This window comes from Acinetobacter sp. NIPH 2699 (assembly GCF_022549355.1).
Taxonomy (GTDB): Bacteria; Pseudomonadota; Gammaproteobacteria; order Pseudomonadales; family Moraxellaceae; genus Acinetobacter.
On record NZ_JAKZGL010000003.1, the window covers coordinates 137,554 to 153,580 of the forward strand.

The following is a 16,027-nucleotide window of genomic DNA, read 5'->3' on the forward strand; positions in this document are numbered from 1 at the left end:
GTCAGCAATGAGTGATGTGATTAAAGACTTAAGTGAATTACGTTTAAGTTATGAACAAGGTGAGTTACACGAAGCGCAGATTAGTGACCACCCACATCTTCAGTTTTTAAATTGGTTTAATCATGCTCTGGCTGCACATTTGCATGAGCCGTATACCATGTCTTTGGCAACGGCAAATGCACAAGGGCGACCACATGTGCGTACCGTACTGTTGCGTGGCGCAACGGAAGTTGGCTATGACTTTTATACCAATTATGATAGTCAAAAAGGCGTCGATCTTACTGAGAATCCTTTCGCTGAGCTGTTATTTTACTGGCCGAGTTTAGAACGTCAGGTCCGTATCAGTGGTCAGGTGATCAAGATTTCTGAACAAGAATCAATGGAGTATTACCGCAAACGCCCACGTGATAGTCAGATTGCAGCACATATTAGTACGCCACAAAGTGGACGGATTGCCAGCCGTGATGAGTTACAGCAACGTTTCCAAGACCTACAACAGCAAATTGGTGAATTTGGTGAACTTGATAAGCCTGAATTTTGGGGAGGCTATCGTTTAGTTGCGGATTATTATGAGTTTTGGCAGGGACGACCGAATCGTTTACATGACCGTTTGAGTTATGAAAAACAAAATGGACTTTGGATTATCCAACGCTTGATGCCATAAATGACCAAGATACACATTCAACAAAGACCTTTTCTGACACGCCCTGAACAGTTTCAGGGCGTACCATCGTTTATGGCTGAAATTTTAGCGAGACGAGGAGTTCAATCTGAACAAGAACTTGAGCTGAAGCTCAAACATTTACGCTCACCTAACTTAAAAGGGCTAGATGTTGCGGTTGGACTGATTGATCAAGCGATTGACCAGCAGAGAAAAATTGTCATTATCGGTGATTATGATGCCGATGGTGCAACCAGTACTGCGTTGATGGTCTTAGTATTACGAGAAATGGGTGCACAGGTTGAGTATCTTGTTCCTGATCGTTTTAAATATGGTTATGGGCTGACGCCAAAGATTGCAGAGCTGGCACAACAAAGCTATCAACCTGATTTACTGATTACCGTCGATAATGGTATTTCCAGTCATGCAGGTGTAGAAACCGCACAAGCTTTGGGCATGCAAGTAATTATTACCGATCATCACTTGACCACAAAGGCGACGCCAAATGCAGAAGCGGTGGTCAACCCCAATCAATTGGGTTGTGATTTTCCGAGTAAGGCCTTGGCTGGTGTCGGCGTTGCTTTTTATGTGTTAGCAAAATTGGCGAGTTATCGTAGTCAGCAGGGCAAAAGTAGCTGTAAAGTTACCCAATATCTAGATTTGGTGGCACTCGGCACCTATGCCGATGTGGCGACCTTGGACTATAACAATCGGATTTTGATTGATACTGGTCTAAAGCGGATTCAGCAACAACAATGTCGCGCAGGAATTTTGGCTTTACTGGATATTGCGAAACGCGATGCAGCGACATTGCGTGCGCAAGACTTAGGTTTTGTTATCGGACCACGAATTAATGCCGCTGGGCGCATGGAAAGTATGCGTATCGGTATTGAGTGCCTGTTAGCTCCAGATATGGCAACGGCTTATCCGATCGCTCAGCAACTGAATCAACTCAATCTTGAACGTCGCCAAGTCGAAACTGAAATGAAGCAACAAGCATTAACGGCTTTGCAGCACATTCAGCTTGAAACTGAGCATTTACCAGCGGCTTTGGTGATGTTTGATGAACAATGGCATCAAGGTGTGATTGGTATTGTAGCGGGGCGCTTGAAGGAACAATTCTATCGTCCAAGCTTGGTATTCGCACCTGATGAAGATGGGATTCATATCAAAGGTTCAGCGCGTTCCATTGATGGGATTCATATTCGAGATATGATTGAACTGGTCGCAGAGCAGCGCCCAGATTTGATCAGCCATTTTGGTGGTCATGCAGCAGCGGCAGGGTTGACACTAAAAAAACAACACTTTGATGAATTTAAAATGGTATTTACCCAGTCGATTGCGGATATGGATAAAGATCTATTTCAAGCGACTTTGTGGACGGATGGGGCATTAGTTGATTCAGCATTGCATTTGTCTACACTGGACTGGATTGAGCAGTTGGGACCTTGGGGGCAAAAGTTTCCACTGCCGCAGTTTGAAGGTCGGTTTAAAGTGATTGATTATCGTTGGTTGAAAGACCAACATTTAAAATTAAAAGTCTCACTTGGGCAGCAATCTGTCGATGCAATTGCTTTTAATGCAGTTGATCGTTTTGAATTTAATCCAATGTTAGGTTATGTCGATTTGGTTTATACCCTAGAACGTAATATCTATAATGGAAATACCAGCTTACAATTGCAAGTGGTACATTTAACACAATAAAAAAGCCGCTTTTAATAGCGACTTTTTTATATATTTTTTAGAATTAGAAACGGAATGTACCGTTAATACCATAAGAATTTGCACCATCAATCGTTGTATAGCCAACACCTATGGCAAATTCAGGTGTAATGAATTTCTTGGCACGGATGTTGAAAATACTATCTGAGTCATCCGCAGTAGAGTCTGCAAATGAAATTCCTACGCTAAGTGTTGGATCAAGATAAAGATCAGCAGCCAAACGGTAAGTTGTTTCATCACCGATATAGGTTTGACCTTCAAAATTGGTATAAAAGCCTGCAATTTGAGAAACATACTTTGCACGAAGAGTAACTGCTGTATCTTCATCTTCTCCAGAAACAGCCGCTGCATTAGAATAAGTGGTGATAAAACCATATTGAGCGGCTTGTGCAGGATCAAAACTTTCGGATAAATCAGCAATTCCAACTGCGAATAATAAGCCATTGATAGGTAAGAAACCTGCTTCAATAGAGTAACCATTCCCATCATTGCTAGCGAATTTATAAGAATATCCCAAAGCTTTGGCAGTTGTATCGATCTCAGTTCTATGGAGGCTACCAGCAACATAGAATTGAGAGTTGGGGATAAAGAACTCACCATTGATACCTAGACTATTAAATTCTCGTTTGAGATCTACATCTGCAAGTGGCATTCCAAAAATGTTTGTAATTGGGTATTGGCCAGATTCTTTGGCATAAGTATAGCCTAATCCAATATTAGATGTTTTATCTAGGAAAGCTGCCTCAGCTAAAGGGGCACTGCGAGTTTGTACAGGATTGAAGTAATATTTACCATTGAGACTAACGGTATTTACTCGATGGCTATCAAGCTCACTGTCCTTAATATATGTATATTCATACGCACCTGCTACTTCTGTTTGATAGGCATTTGTATTCAATGCAAAAACAGATGCAAAAAGTGCTGTGGCTAAGCTGAGTTTTTTCATAAGGAGACCCCCTTCATTAAAATAATTAACTTATTAATATTTTGTTACAGCGGTAGTGTAATGAAAAATGGAAAAACGTCAATTATTAAATAAATGGTCAAATGCGTAATTCTCTTTTTATTTTAAGTGTTGTAATCAGACACTTTTTTATCATTTCGGTTGCTGATGATATTCAGTACGACATTTCATTTATGATGTTGAGATGGTTTATTCCAGCAGAGATATAAAATAAAAAATACCCTGAAAATAAATTTTCAGGGTATTTCGTTGTTGATTTAAAGTGTTTAACTTTAAGTATTAGAAGCGGTATGCACCACGGATACCGTAAGTATTGTAGTCATCACCGAAACCGACACGACCTTCAAAGCTCACTTGTTGGTTGAGGAATTTTTTCGCTGAAATGCCCCACTCATCACGATCAGTTAAGTCATTGTTGTAGTAGTCAGCTCCAACACTTAGCGTTTTATCAAGGTAGTAGTCACCTTTGATGCGATATTCGTCAAGATCACCAAACGCACCATATGCTTCTAGGTTAATGTCATTACCACCGACTTGAGTTACATATTTAGCACGTACTGTTGGATCTGCACCATCTTTACCATCTTTTTCATCATAGCCGACTACACCAAGCGCAAGTAATAGACCTGGTGCTGGTAAATAACCGATTTCTGCACCGTAGGTTGTGACTTTCTGATCAATCGGTGTCTTGTCTACTTCAAATTCGCTACGACCAAGACGACCACTTACATAGAAATCACTGTCGGGTACAAAATACTCTACACCAACGCTATATTGAGAGTTTTTCACGCCGCTATTATCAGCATAGTCGATTTTTGCGTTTACATTGCTGGCACGGTTTAAAAATGCTGCTTCTGCAAGGGGTGCATTACGAGTTTGCACTGGGTTAAAATAATAAGTCCCGTCAACACCAAAGCTATGATTACCATCGAAATCATCCCAATCTGTATAAGTATATGAACCACCTACTTCAGCTTGATAAGCATGAGCAGTTCCTGTTACTGCAAGTGCAGATAAAAGTGCTGATGCAATTGCTAATTTTTTCATGGTTATGCCCCTTTGAGATAATGAACCAAATGAAATTTCGATTACATGTTTTGTTACAACTTCCAGTCTAGGCTAAAAACATCGTGCGTCAATCATAAGTCGGTAATCGAATGGTACGAATGTAAGCATACTGTAACTTGTTTGATTTAATTTATTGATTATTATGGTAAAAAACTAATGTTTTGATTTATTAATACTTAGGAGAGATTGTGTGTTTTGGTATTTTAAGTGTAATTCATAAACACTATTGTCGCTAAATGTGTCGTTTGAAAATAATAAAATCAATAAGGAAAAAAGATCATTTTGAGATCAAAATCAGGAAATATCTTCGATTCACATAGGCTGTGTAGTGCAAAACACTTATGTTAAAATAATCGATTGAGTGAAAAATATTGTGAGACGAAACGCGTGGAAATTAATCCGTATTTAAACCAATTGAAAGATTTATCTGATCGTAGCCTGACACTACGGGGGTATCTTTGACTACGATCTAAAGGCTGAGCGCTTAGAAGAAGTTTTAAGAGAATTAGAAGACCCTGAGATTTGGAATGATCAAAGCCGTGCGCAAGCGATCGCAAAAGAAAAGGGCAATTTAGAAAATACATTGGGTGTGTTTGATCGTCTTGCTGAACAGTTGGATGATGCCAAAGCCATGCTTGATCTTGCTGTTGAAGCAGATGATGAAAGTTTGCTTATTGATGTACAAACAGAATTAGACAGTGCTGAAACTGCATTGGCCAATCTTGAATTCCGTCGTATGTTTAGTCATCCAATGGACCCAAACCCATGCTTCCTCGAAATCCAGTCAGGCTCTGGCGGTACCGAAGCGCAAGACTGGGCGTCCATGTTGTTGCGTATGTATATGCGTTGGATCGAGCGTCACGGTTTTAAAGCTGAATTGATGGAAGTGTCTGATGGTGATGTGGCAGGAATTAAATCTGCAACCATCCGTGTTGATGGTGAGTTTGCCTACGGTTGGTTACGGACTGAAACTGGCGTACATCGCTTAGTACGTAAATCACCATTTGATAGTAACAATAACCGTCATACCTCATTCTCCGCTGTGTTTATTTCTCCTGAGATTGATGACAATATTGAAATTGATATCAATCCATCCGATGTGCGTACCGATACTTATCGTGCTTCGGGTGCGGGTGGTCAGCACATTAACAAAACTGATTCGGCGGTGCGTTTAACCCATGCACCAACAGGGATTGTGGTGGCTTGTCAGAACCAACGTTCACAACATGCCAACCGTGATCATGCTTGGAAACAGTTACGTGCCAAACTCTATGAATTAGAGATGAGTAAACGTAATGAAGCCGCGCAAGCTTTGGAAGACTCGAAGTCGGATATCGGTTGGGGAAGTCAGATTCGTTCTTATGTTTTAGATGACTCACGGATTAAAGACTTGCGTACAGGTGTGGAAAACTCAAACACCAAAGCGGTTCTTGATGGTGATCTGGACAAGTTTATTGAAGCAAGTTTAAAGCAGGGTCTATAAACCTCTTTCCTAAAAAGAAAGGCTTTGTAAAATTAATTTAAACGGCAGGCTCGTTTAGCATTGGCTGGTTAATCGATAAAATATGATATTAATATCGAAAAAAATGGATATTAATATTTGAAAATTTCGATATACTGGTCTGAGGTGCTGAACGAAGCTCTGCTTGTTGAGAAACGTGGTGACTCTATGGATATTGATGTTATAAGCAAGGCCCTCGCCAATCCATTACGTCGACAGATTTTGCAATGGCTGAAAGAGCCAGAGCAATTTTTACCCGTTGAACAATGTGGTGGTAGTTTTGAACGTGGGGTATGTGCAGGGCACATCGAGCGTTTAGGCAAAGTTGCGCAATCGACCATGTCGAATCATTTGTCTGTGTTACAGCAGGCTGGTTTGATACAGGTTGAAAAATATGGGCAGTGGTCATATTTCACGCGTAATGAAGCTTTGATTCAGCAATATATCGAACATTTAAAACATACACTCTAAAACGTATTCAAGAGCAACCTCTAATACGCTGATAAAAGTGAAGTTGAGGCGATCATGGCTGAACTAAATTCTGCATTACAAGTAGGTGATTTCACAATTAAAAATCGCTTGGTATTAGCACCATTAACGAGAGCACGTAGCGGTGTGGAACGTATTCCAAACGATTTAATGGTGGAGTATTACCAACAACGTGCCAATGCGGGCTTAATCATCACCGAAGCAACGGTGATTAGCCCCAAAGCAGTCGGTTATGCCAATACGCCAGGTTTATGGTCACAAGCGCAAGCTCAGGCATGGCATAAAATTGTAGATGCTGTGCACGCGCAGGGTTCAAAAATCGTGGTTCAGCTCTGGCATGTTGGACGTATTTCACATCCAGACTTATTGGATGGTGATACGCCTGTTGCACCAAGCGCGATTCAGCCTGCTGGTGAAGTGAGTTTACTGCGTCCAAAACGCCCATTTGTGATACCTCGTGCTTTATCTCATGAAGAAATTCAGGAAATCGTCGCGCAATACAAAAATGCGGCTGAACTTGCCAAAGTGGCTGGTTTTGATGGGGTCGAATTGCATGCTGCCAATGGCTATTTGATCGATCAATTTCTGCAAAGCAAGACCAATATACGCGATGATGAGTATGGCGGTTCAATTGAAAACCGTGCGCGCTTATTGTTACAAGTGGTGGATGCTTTTATTGAAGTGTGGGGTGCTGGTCGCGTTGGCATACACTTGGCACCACGTGGTGATTCGCATGATATGGGCGATGAAGACCCATTAGCAACTTTTGGCTATGTGGTTGAGCAGTTAGATCAACGCAAAGTTGGCTTTATTTTTACCCGTGAATATGAAGCCGCAGACAGCTTATTGCCAAAATTGCGTCCTAAATTTAAAGGCGTATGGATTGCCAATGAAAACTTAACCGCAGATTCGGCGAAACGTATTTTGGCAACAGGCCAAGCGGATGCGGTTTCATTCGGTAAGCCATATATTGCCAACCCTGATTTACTAGACCGTTTAGAACATGATCTTCCTTTAAATCAGATCCAGTTTGAAACCTTATATGCGACAGGTGCAGAGGGTTATACCGATTATCCTGCATTTGAAAAGCTAGAAGCGTAATTCGTTTGAAAAATTACTCATGTCATTGTAGGGTTTGTTAAATATCAACAGACCCTACAAAAATGGCATGAGTTTTTTATTTAAATTCCGCATAATGAGCGAACATCAAATCGTGAATCATGGTCTCGAATGGCGCAGAACAACGCAGCACAGCAAACCCCATTTTGGTATAACCTTTTATTGGTTTGTCTCAAGCCGTTATATCGTTGGAAAATAAAGCAACGTGCCGAAAGTGATGTGCTGTTTCAGCAGGAATGTATCGAGCGTTTCGGACCTTTCCAGCCGCCTAAAAATCTCAATACCCTTTGGTTTCATGTGGTCTCTGTCGGTGAAACCAATGCAGCACAGCCTGTAATTGAGCATTATTTAAAACTAGGTCATCCTGTTCTAGTGACCAATACCACCAAGACGGGGCAAGCCCGCGCAAAATCATTATTTTTAAAAGAACCGTATCTCGATTTATTTCAGGCGGTATATTTGCCTGTCGATCAAAAGCCATTACTCAAGCAATTTTTTGCATTGTATCAGCCGAAAATTTTGGCTCTGGTTGAAACAGAAATCTGGCCAAATTTAATTGCTGAAGCACAACAGCAACAGATTCCATGTCTTTTGTTGAATGCTCGTCTTTCAGAAAAATCAGCCAAGGGTTATGCCAAAGTCAGTCGATTAACCAAACCGATGTTACAGCAACTCACATGGATGCTGGTTCAGGATTCTGCCACGCAACAGCGTTATGTCGACTTAGGTTTGGATCAAGCTAAAAGTCAGGTGGTGGGCAATATTAAGTTTGATATCACAGCACCAACTCATTTTATTGAACAAGCTGAACAGTTGAAACAAGACTGGCCGTTGGCTGGTCGCCAAATCATTACGCTGGCAAGCACTCATGCACCTGAAGAAGGAATCTTACTGAAGCAGCTTCAAACACATCTACATTCAAATCCAAACTTACTTTGTATCGTGGTGCCGCGTCACCCTGAACGTTTTGATGAGGTCTATAACGGTTGCCAAAATCTAAATTTAAATACTCAACGCCGCAGCTTAAAACAGCGTATTGAGGCTGATACGCAAGTTTTTTTAGCCGACAGTATGGGTGAAATGTGGCTGTGGTATGCACTGAGTCAGGCTTGTTTTGTTGGTGGTTCACTCAATGAACCTGGTGGTGGACACAATATTTTAGAGCCGATGGTACTCAATGTGCCGACGGTGATCGGCCCACGTTATTTTAATTTCCAAACGATCGTCGATGAATTTGTTGCAGAGCAAGGGATTTTGATTGGGGAAAATGCTGAGCAGGTTGTACAACAACTTTTAACCTGTTTAGATGATTCAACGCAAACCCAGCAACTGATTCAGCAAGCACAACTGGTGTTGCAACGTAATCAAGGTTCTCTACAAAAGCATATTCAGTTGCTCGATCATTATTTAACAGTAACCGATGTATCATGAATATTGTGTTACTTGAATCCGATCAAACGCTTCTCGCTGATGAATGGTTGATTGAAAATCCACGTCAATTACAACATTTAAGACAGCATATTCAGCTAAATATTGGTGATACGCTGAAAGTGGGTGTACGTAATGGTCAGCGTTATCTCACCGAAGTTTTGAGTATTTCAGAGCGGCAGATTGTGCTGAAACCGATTCAGCTCGAAGCTGTTCCAGAAAAACGACCTGTGCATTTAATTCTGGCTTTACCACGTCCTAAAGTGTTGCGTCGTATGATTATGGATGCGGTCACTTTAGGGGTTGAACGGATTAGCTTGATTCATAGTTATCGTGTGGATAAGAGCTATTGGCAAAGCCCATTTTTACAGCAGTTGAATAACTATGTCACTTTGGGGTTAGAGCAGGCAGGTGATACCATTGAACCTGAAATTCAATTGTATAAACGTTTTAAGCCTTTTGTCGAAGATGTCTTACCCACGTTGATTACTGAGCAAAAGCCAGCTTATGTGGCACATCCCTACGCTGAACAGCCGATGCCGTATGCCATTCAGCATTCATGTAGCTTGCTTGTTGGACCAGAGGGGGGATTTATCCCTTATGAAGTAGATTTGCTCAAAAAAAATGGCTGCCAAGCCATGAGCTTAGGCAACCGAATTTTGCGTACAGAAACCGCGGTGTCCCATATTTTAGGAAGATTGTTTGTCTGAAGGGTCCGTATTTTCAGCTTGATCACCACGATATACTTTGACTTCTTGAACTGGATAAGGAATAGAAATGCCTTGCTCATCGAAGGCAGTGACCACCAATTCCTGAATTTCACTGATGGAGGTGGCTGTAGAGGTTTCGGTGGTGTTGACCCACCAACGCACGGTTAAATTAATCGAGAAGTCAGCGAGTGCAGAGACATTGACGGAAAAGGCGGGTTGACTCAATACATTACGATTATGATTTAAAATTTTTAAAATAATATCTTTGGCTTTTTGCATGTCATCATCATAGCCAATACCCACGATAAAATCACAACGGCGACGCTGATAGGCGTTATTGACGGTAATTGCACTGGTGTAGACGGTGGCATTGGGAATCACGATACGGCGGCCATCTGGTGAACGTAAGAATGTTGCGCGGATTTGAATATCTTCAACATTGCCTTCCATACCATTGACCACAATATCATCGCCAATTTTGAACGGTTCTCCCAATAAAATCAGTACACCTGATAATAAGTTCTGGAAAATATCTTTAAATGCAAAGCCAATCGCGACCGAACCAATACCCAATGCCCCAATCAATTGACCTGGAGTGAAGCCTGGAATGGCAATCACCAGCGCAATCAAGAAACCAAAGAACAGAATAAAAGTACTCCCCACACGGTTCAGTACCAAGACCAGATTTTGGCGTGTGTAACTACGATTTTCTAAGGTCTTACGGATAAAGAATTTAAACAACTTGGTCAGTAGCCAAAAAATAATGAAAACTGTAATTGCAATACCGATATAGGGAATACGCTCCCAAAAACTATCCATGATTTTATCAATCGTGGTGTAGGCATCGTGATATTTTTCAGTATGCGCCAATACCGTTTGGCTGGTCTTTGTACCTGCTTGATGAATCAGTGCGCCTGTATCTTTAGCCACTTCAGTCAATGTTGTTTGTTCGTTTGCCAAAGGAAAGTCTCTATTTCGCTATGAGGGATAGTCAAGAACGTCATCATAATGAATTTCTGACTGCCCCATATGAGAAATTCATTAACCGATTTATATTTTTATTTTATAACGAGCCAGCCTGAATAGGTTATGCTGATTGTTGGGGGAAATGTTACTGGATGAACAATCAGGGTTGGTTTTTTTCTCATTGTTCGCTGTTTGGATCGATGGTCAATGATCAAAATAATGCACTTTTTTGAAAATAAAAAACATAGACAAGCAGTTCATATTTCAATTATTTTGAGTAAATTTTAAAGCTAAATTGGTTGTATAAGAACCACACTCCTACGACCAAAGCCGCATTGTTTAGGCTTGTAGTTGGTCGCCATACTGCAAGAGAGCACAACATACCCAAGAAATAGATGCGTACATCTAGGGCGTGAGATAAAAGACCAAGGAAGTATAAGTTATGAAAGAAATCTACCCAGTGCCTGAAAAATTTAAAGAAACGGCAAGAATCTCGGAAACAGACTATTTCAATCGCTATCAATATTCAATTGAACAGCCTGATGCATTTTGGGCAGAAGAAGCACAAAATATTGATTGGATGAAGCCATTTACCCAAGTCAAAAATACCAGTTTTGACCCAGATAATTTTAAAATCGAATGGTTTGCCGATGGTGAGCTGAATGTCTCTGCGAACTGTCTGGATCGTCATTTAAAAGATAACCCACTGAAGCCAGCGATTATATGGGAAGGCGATCACCCATCACGCCATAAAATCATTTCTTTTGCTGAGTTGCACGATGAAGTGTGCCGTTTTGCCAATGTGCTTAAGAAAAAGGGTATCGGCAAAGGTGATCGTGTGGTGTTGTATATGCCAATGGTACCCGAAGCGGCGATTGCCATGTTGGCATGTGCGCGTATCGGTGCCGTGCATTGTGTAGTGTTTGGTGGCTTCTCGCCAGACTCTTTGGCGAGCCGTATTGATGATAGCCAAGCAAAACTCGTTATCACTGCTGATGCTGGAATGCGCGGTGGCAAGATTATTCCACTGAAAGAAAACGTGGATGCTGCCTTAGAGATTCAAGGTACAGATAGCGTTGAACATGTGATTGTGGTGCATCGTACGGGCAACCCAATTCAGTTTAATGAAGCGCGTGATTTGTGGTATCACCTCGAAATCATGGAAGTGGATGAACATTGTCCACCTGAACCGATGAAAGCGGAAGACCCACTATTTATCTTATATACCTCAGGTTCGACAGGAAAACCGAAAGGCGTATTGCACACCACGGGTGGTTATTTAGTCTATGTGAATACGACTTTTAGAGAAGTATTTGATCTTAAAGAAGATGATGTGTACTGGTGTACGGCTGACGTGGGTTGGATTACAGGGCACAGCTATTTACTGTATGGACCGCTGTGTAATGGCACCACAACTGTGATGTTTGAGGGGATTCCTCAATACCCAACATGGGCGCGTATTGGTCATGTTATTGATAAACATAATGTCACCATTCTCTATACCGCACCAACCGCGATTCGCGCCATGATGCGTGAGGGTGATGCCTATGTCCGTGAAAGTGATCGTAGTAGCCTACGCTTATTAGGCTCGGTGGGTGAGCCGATTAATCCAGAAGCATGGAATTGGTATAATGAAGTGGTCGGTGAAGGACGCTGCCCAATTGTCGATACATGGTGGCAAACAGAAACAGGCGGTATTCTGATCTCGCCGTTACCTGGCGCAACTGCATTAAAACCAGGTTCAGCAACTCGACCAATGTTTGGGGTTCAGCCTGCTTTGGTGGATGGCGAAGGCAATGAGCTTGAAGGTGCCAATGAAGGTAACCTTGTGATTAAAGATTCTTGGCCAGGCCAAATGCGTACGATTTGGGGCGACCCTGATCGCTTTATTGAAGCCTATTTCTCAACCTTTAAAAATAGTTATTTCACAGGTGATGGCGCACGTCGTGATGAGGATGGGTATTACTGGATTACAGGGCGTGTCGATGATGTGCTCAATGTCTCTGGACACCGTCTAGGAACGGCTGAAATTGAAAGCGCACTGGTTGCACATGAGGCCGTTGCAGAGGCGGCTGTGGTCGGTATGCCACATGATATTAAAGGGCAAGGCATTTGTACCTTTGTCACCTTACAAGCAGATGTTGCGGAATCTGAAGAGCTACGCAAAGAGTTGGTGAATTGGGTGCGTAAAGTACTGGGTCCAGTGGCAACACCTGATGCCTTACATTGGGCACCAGCATTACCAAAAACTCGTTCTGGTAAAATCATGCGTCGTATCTTGAGAAAGATTGCAGCAAATGAGTTGGATACGTTAGGGGATACTTCAACCCTTGCTGAACCAGCGGTGGTCGATGCCTTAATTGCAACGGTTTATCCAGCAGTTAGCAGTGTCGAAGGATAAATAGAAAAACCCCCAAGCCGAGTCTTGGGGGTAATTTTTGCAATGCTTTTATTTTTCTTCTTATTACCTGCTGCAATCAAGCGGATTTTACTTCTAGATGATTTTCTTGTTCCTGCTCTAACTGGCGGACTAATGGCAGAACTTTCTCTCCAAAATATTCAACCTCTTCAATAAAATGTAGAAAGCCTGAGAGCACTAAATCAACACCGACACTTTTTAAAGCCACAATTCGTTCAGCAATTTGCTGCGGTGTACCAATTAAGTTGGTTTTAAAGCCATCGTTATATTGAACTAAATCATCGAAGGTTGATTTTGCCCAATTGCCTTCGCGTTCAGGCGCTGCTGCACCCGCTTCACGGGTGGCATCACCGAAAGCATTCACGGCTTCAACATTGGCTTGAGCAATGATTTCATTCAGTACAGCTTTAGCCTCTTCCTCGGTATCGCGGGCAATGATAAATGCGTTGACCCCAATCTTCACCTGTCGATGAGCTAACTTTGCTTTACTTCGAACGTCATCGACCTGTTTTTTGATTTCTGCAACACTATTGCCATTGGTAAAATACCAATCTGACACGCGGGCCGCCATATCACGGGCCGCACGTGAGCTACCACCCTGAAAAACCTCAATAGATGGTTTTTGAAGTGGCTTTGGCTTTAAAGTGTAATCTTGAAATTGATAATATTTACCTTTAAAGCTGTAATGATCAGTGATCCAGATGCCTTTCAGGGTGCGAATGAATTCTTCCGAACGGACATAGCGTTCATCATGTTCAGGCCATGGTTCGCCAATGGCATCAAATTCACCACGGAACCAACCACTGACTACATTAATCGCAATACGCCCTTGGGTCAGATAATCAATGGTGGCCAATTGTTTTGCTGCTAATACTGGTTTCCACGGACCTGGTAAGATTGCCGCAATCACTTTAAGTTTTTCAGTCTTGGCAAGTAGCGCATGACTAAAACTGACTGACTCATGTTGATTCTCTGCGCCGTAACCTGCGGTAAAGCGGATTTGGGTGAGTGCGTATTCAAACCCGCTTTTTTCTGCGGCTTGTGCTAAGCGCACATTATAGTCATAGCTCCAGTCGGTACGTTGTTCAATGTTGCTCACAACGAGACCGCCACTCACATTGGGAACCCAATAGGCAAATTTAATTGCCGATTCTGCTATTGTCATCGTTGTGTCCTCCATAAAGATTGATTTTATGCGACGTGGGTTAAGTTCTTAGCTGACTTGGGGTGTAGACGAGACTCAGCTGCATCTAAGTCTGGAACAGCCGCAGATGGTAAAACCTCTGCTTGTTCAATCTGTTTATTAATCCCCAAGTTCTGATTGGCTTGTTCGGTTTTTGCTTTGATTACCGCAGCGCGTTGACCCTTGGCTGGTGCCCACTCTAAGATGGGTAAAGCACGTGCTACAGCTAAGGTGACGCGATCAGATAATTGTTCGCTTTTTACTGTATATTCAGGTGTGAAATCTCGATCTGTGGCATAGACACCGATAGGCAAGGTCTGTGCTTGGAAAAAGCTAAACAAAGGGCGTAATTGATGTTCTAGTACCAATGCATGACGGTCACTGCCACCTGAAGCAGCCAATAAAACAGGAACATCGACCAAAGCTGTTTGTTCAACAAAATCGAAGAAGTGTTTGAATAAGCCTGTAAACGAAGCACGGTAAACGGGTGTACCCACAATCAATGCATCGGCTGCTTCTACCGCTGCCAAGTCATCTTGTACTCGTTGTGGTAATTGATTGCGGTAAATTGCACCACCCAATAAAGGTCCGATTTCGCTGAGTTTTACAAAATGTAGTTTGATATCAATAGCTTCTGCAAGCTCATCAACAATTGCCTGAATTAAACTTTCCGTTTTTGACGGGCTATTTAAACCACCTGAAACAGCAACGATATTGAGCGGAGTAGAAACAGTATTGCGATTGGACATAGTGATTACCTAAATAAAAGCATATTACGAATTGCTTTTTATTTACCTACACCTGCCGTACCACTGTAAAATAAGGAAATGCTGCAAGCTTATCTTTTTTATCGATATATCTAAAAACAAGCATGAATCAGAATTTAATTGGATTTAATCGCATGTTTCTATTCAGTATTTCTTTCAGGGGCTTACTTTTGAATAAAGAGGATGTCAGTTATATGAATATTCGATTTATTTTGCTTGAAAAAGAAATAAAAAATGTCAGAGTGCTTGACCAATGGTTTATTTAAAAATAGGCTTAGATAGGTTAATTTTAATAAACACCGTACAGTGACGTACTAAAACAGCAGATTGCTTAAGCGCTTATGAATATTTTAATTGTAGATGATCACCCTCTCTTTAGACATGCTTTAATTCAAGCGGTTCGTTACAGTTTGCCACAAGCGCAGATCCAAGAAACGGCTGATGTCGATGAATTTTATCGGCGATTAGAGCAGGGTGCAGAACCTGATCTGGTCTTGCTAGATTTAAACCTTCCTGGCGCATCTGGTTTTTCTGCTTTAGTTTATGTGCGGGCACAATACCCTGCGATGCCGATCATTGTGGTTTCAGCACACGAAGAAGCGTCGATTATTCAGCGTTCTATCGCACATGGTGCAATGGGTTATATTCCAAAGTCATCACATCCAAGCCATATTGGTGAAGCCATTAAGCATGTATTAGAAGGGGAAATTTGGTTACCACCAAGTTTACCAAGACATGCAGGTTTCGATCCAAGAGCTGCTGATGAGACCGCTTTGGCAGAGCGACTGCAATCCCTTACACCGCAACAGTTTCGTGTTCTAATGATGGTTGCTGAGGGATTGTTGAATAAACAAATTGCCTATGAGTTAGAGGTCTCTGAAGCCACGATTAAAGCGCACGTGACTGCGATTTTCCGTAAATTAGGTGTACAAAACCGAACTCAAGCGGTATTAGCCATTAGTGCATTAAATATTGAAGACAAAAAGATGTAATTGAATACAAAGAAAAGGGTCGAGATACTCTATTTCTC

At 41.9% G+C, this 16,027-nt stretch carries 14 protein-coding genes; 9 read left to right on the forward strand and 5 right to left on the reverse strand.

Annotated features, from left to right (window positions below):
- The first annotated feature begins 7 nt into the window (after positions 1-7).
- Both pdxH and recJ read left to right on the forward strand, forming a co-directional pair.
- On the forward strand, positions 8-664 hold the full coding sequence (gene pdxH, locus MMP72_RS04180; protein WP_241314834.1) for a pyridoxamine 5'-phosphate oxidase: 657 nt from the start codon (positions 8-10) through the stop codon (positions 662-664).
- Positions 665-2,365 (forward strand): single-stranded-DNA-specific exonuclease RecJ, encoded by a 1,701-nt coding sequence (gene recJ, locus MMP72_RS04185; protein ID WP_241314836.1) that lies wholly within the window; start codon positions 665-667, stop codon positions 2,363-2,365.
- Positions 2,366-2,408: 43 nt separating this feature from the next.
- Here recJ and MMP72_RS04190 read toward each other — a convergent pair whose 3' ends face one another.
- Positions 2,409-3,329 carry a putative porin gene (locus MMP72_RS04190; RefSeq protein ID WP_241314838.1) on the reverse strand — a complete coding sequence of 307 codons (921 nt, stop codon included), beginning with the start codon at positions 3,327-3,329 and terminating at the stop codon, positions 2,409-2,411.
- A gap of 297 nt (positions 3,330-3,626) precedes the next feature.
- A complete protein-coding gene (locus MMP72_RS04195) occupies positions 3,627-4,394 on the reverse strand; it encodes a putative porin (RefSeq protein WP_241314840.1) in 768 nt (255 codons plus the stop codon).
- Between the two features lie 408 nt (positions 4,395-4,802).
- Between MMP72_RS04195 and prfB the strand changes: the two genes are divergently transcribed.
- From prfB to MMP72_RS04220, 5 genes are all read left to right on the forward strand, one after another.
- Positions 4,803-5,898 (forward strand): peptide chain release factor 2 gene (gene prfB / locus MMP72_RS04200; protein WP_241314842.1). Its coding sequence is split into 2 segments (ribosomal slippage): positions 4,803-4,874 and positions 4,876-5,898, totalling 1,095 coding nucleotides; the frame shifts between segments, so codons are not numbered across the junction.
- Between the two features lie 186 nt (positions 5,899-6,084).
- On the forward strand, positions 6,085-6,387 hold the full coding sequence (locus tag MMP72_RS04205; protein WP_241315149.1) for a helix-turn-helix transcriptional regulator: 303 nt from the start codon (positions 6,085-6,087) through the stop codon (positions 6,385-6,387).
- Positions 6,388-6,441: 54 nt separating this feature from the next.
- Positions 6,442-7,506 (forward strand): alkene reductase, encoded by a 1,065-nt coding sequence (locus MMP72_RS04210; protein ID WP_241314844.1) that lies wholly within the window; start codon positions 6,442-6,444, stop codon positions 7,504-7,506.
- A gap of 129 nt (positions 7,507-7,635) precedes the next feature.
- Positions 7,636-8,955: a 3-deoxy-D-manno-octulosonic acid transferase gene (locus MMP72_RS04215; RefSeq protein WP_241314846.1), complete on the forward strand. Its 1,320-nt coding sequence runs from the start codon at positions 7,636-7,638 to the stop codon at positions 8,953-8,955.
- Positions 8,952-9,662 (forward strand): 16S rRNA (uracil(1498)-N(3))-methyltransferase, encoded by a 711-nt coding sequence (locus tag MMP72_RS04220; RefSeq protein ID WP_241314848.1) that lies wholly within the window; start codon positions 8,952-8,954, stop codon positions 9,660-9,662. Before MMP72_RS04215 ends, MMP72_RS04220 begins: the two co-directional genes overlap by 4 nt.
- Here MMP72_RS04220 and MMP72_RS04225 read toward each other — a convergent pair.
- Positions 9,642-10,622 (reverse strand): mechanosensitive ion channel family protein, encoded by a 981-nt coding sequence (locus MMP72_RS04225; RefSeq protein ID WP_241314850.1) that lies wholly within the window; start codon positions 10,620-10,622, stop codon positions 9,642-9,644. The genes MMP72_RS04220 and MMP72_RS04225 overlap by 21 nt on opposite strands.
- Positions 10,623-11,070: 448 nt before the next feature.
- Here MMP72_RS04225 and acs point away from each other — a divergent pair, with 448 nt between their 5' ends.
- Positions 11,071-13,029 carry an acetate--CoA ligase gene (gene acs / locus MMP72_RS04230; RefSeq protein ID WP_241314852.1) on the forward strand — a complete coding sequence of 653 codons (1,959 nt, stop codon included), beginning with the start codon at positions 11,071-11,073 and terminating at the stop codon, positions 13,027-13,029.
- A 76-nt stretch (positions 13,030-13,105) separates the two neighbouring features.
- On the opposite strand, the gene sfnG is transcribed toward acs, so the two are convergent.
- Together sfnG and msuE are read right to left on the reverse strand one after the other, a co-directional pair.
- On the reverse strand, positions 13,106-14,212 hold the full coding sequence (gene sfnG, locus MMP72_RS04235) for a dimethylsulfone monooxygenase SfnG (RefSeq protein ID WP_241314854.1): 1,107 nt from the start codon (positions 14,210-14,212) through the stop codon (positions 13,106-13,108).
- 26 nt (positions 14,213-14,238) lie between these two features.
- On the reverse strand, positions 14,239-14,979 hold the full coding sequence (msuE, locus tag MMP72_RS04240) for an FMN reductase (RefSeq protein WP_241314856.1): 741 nt from the start codon (positions 14,977-14,979) through the stop codon (positions 14,239-14,241).
- Positions 14,980-15,338: 359 nt separating this feature from the next.
- Here msuE and MMP72_RS04245 point away from each other — a divergent pair, with 359 nt between their 5' ends.
- Positions 15,339-15,989 carry a response regulator transcription factor gene (locus tag MMP72_RS04245; protein WP_241314858.1) on the forward strand — a complete coding sequence of 217 codons (651 nt, stop codon included), beginning with the start codon at positions 15,339-15,341 and terminating at the stop codon, positions 15,987-15,989.
- The last annotated feature ends 38 nt before the right edge of the window (positions 15,990-16,027 follow it).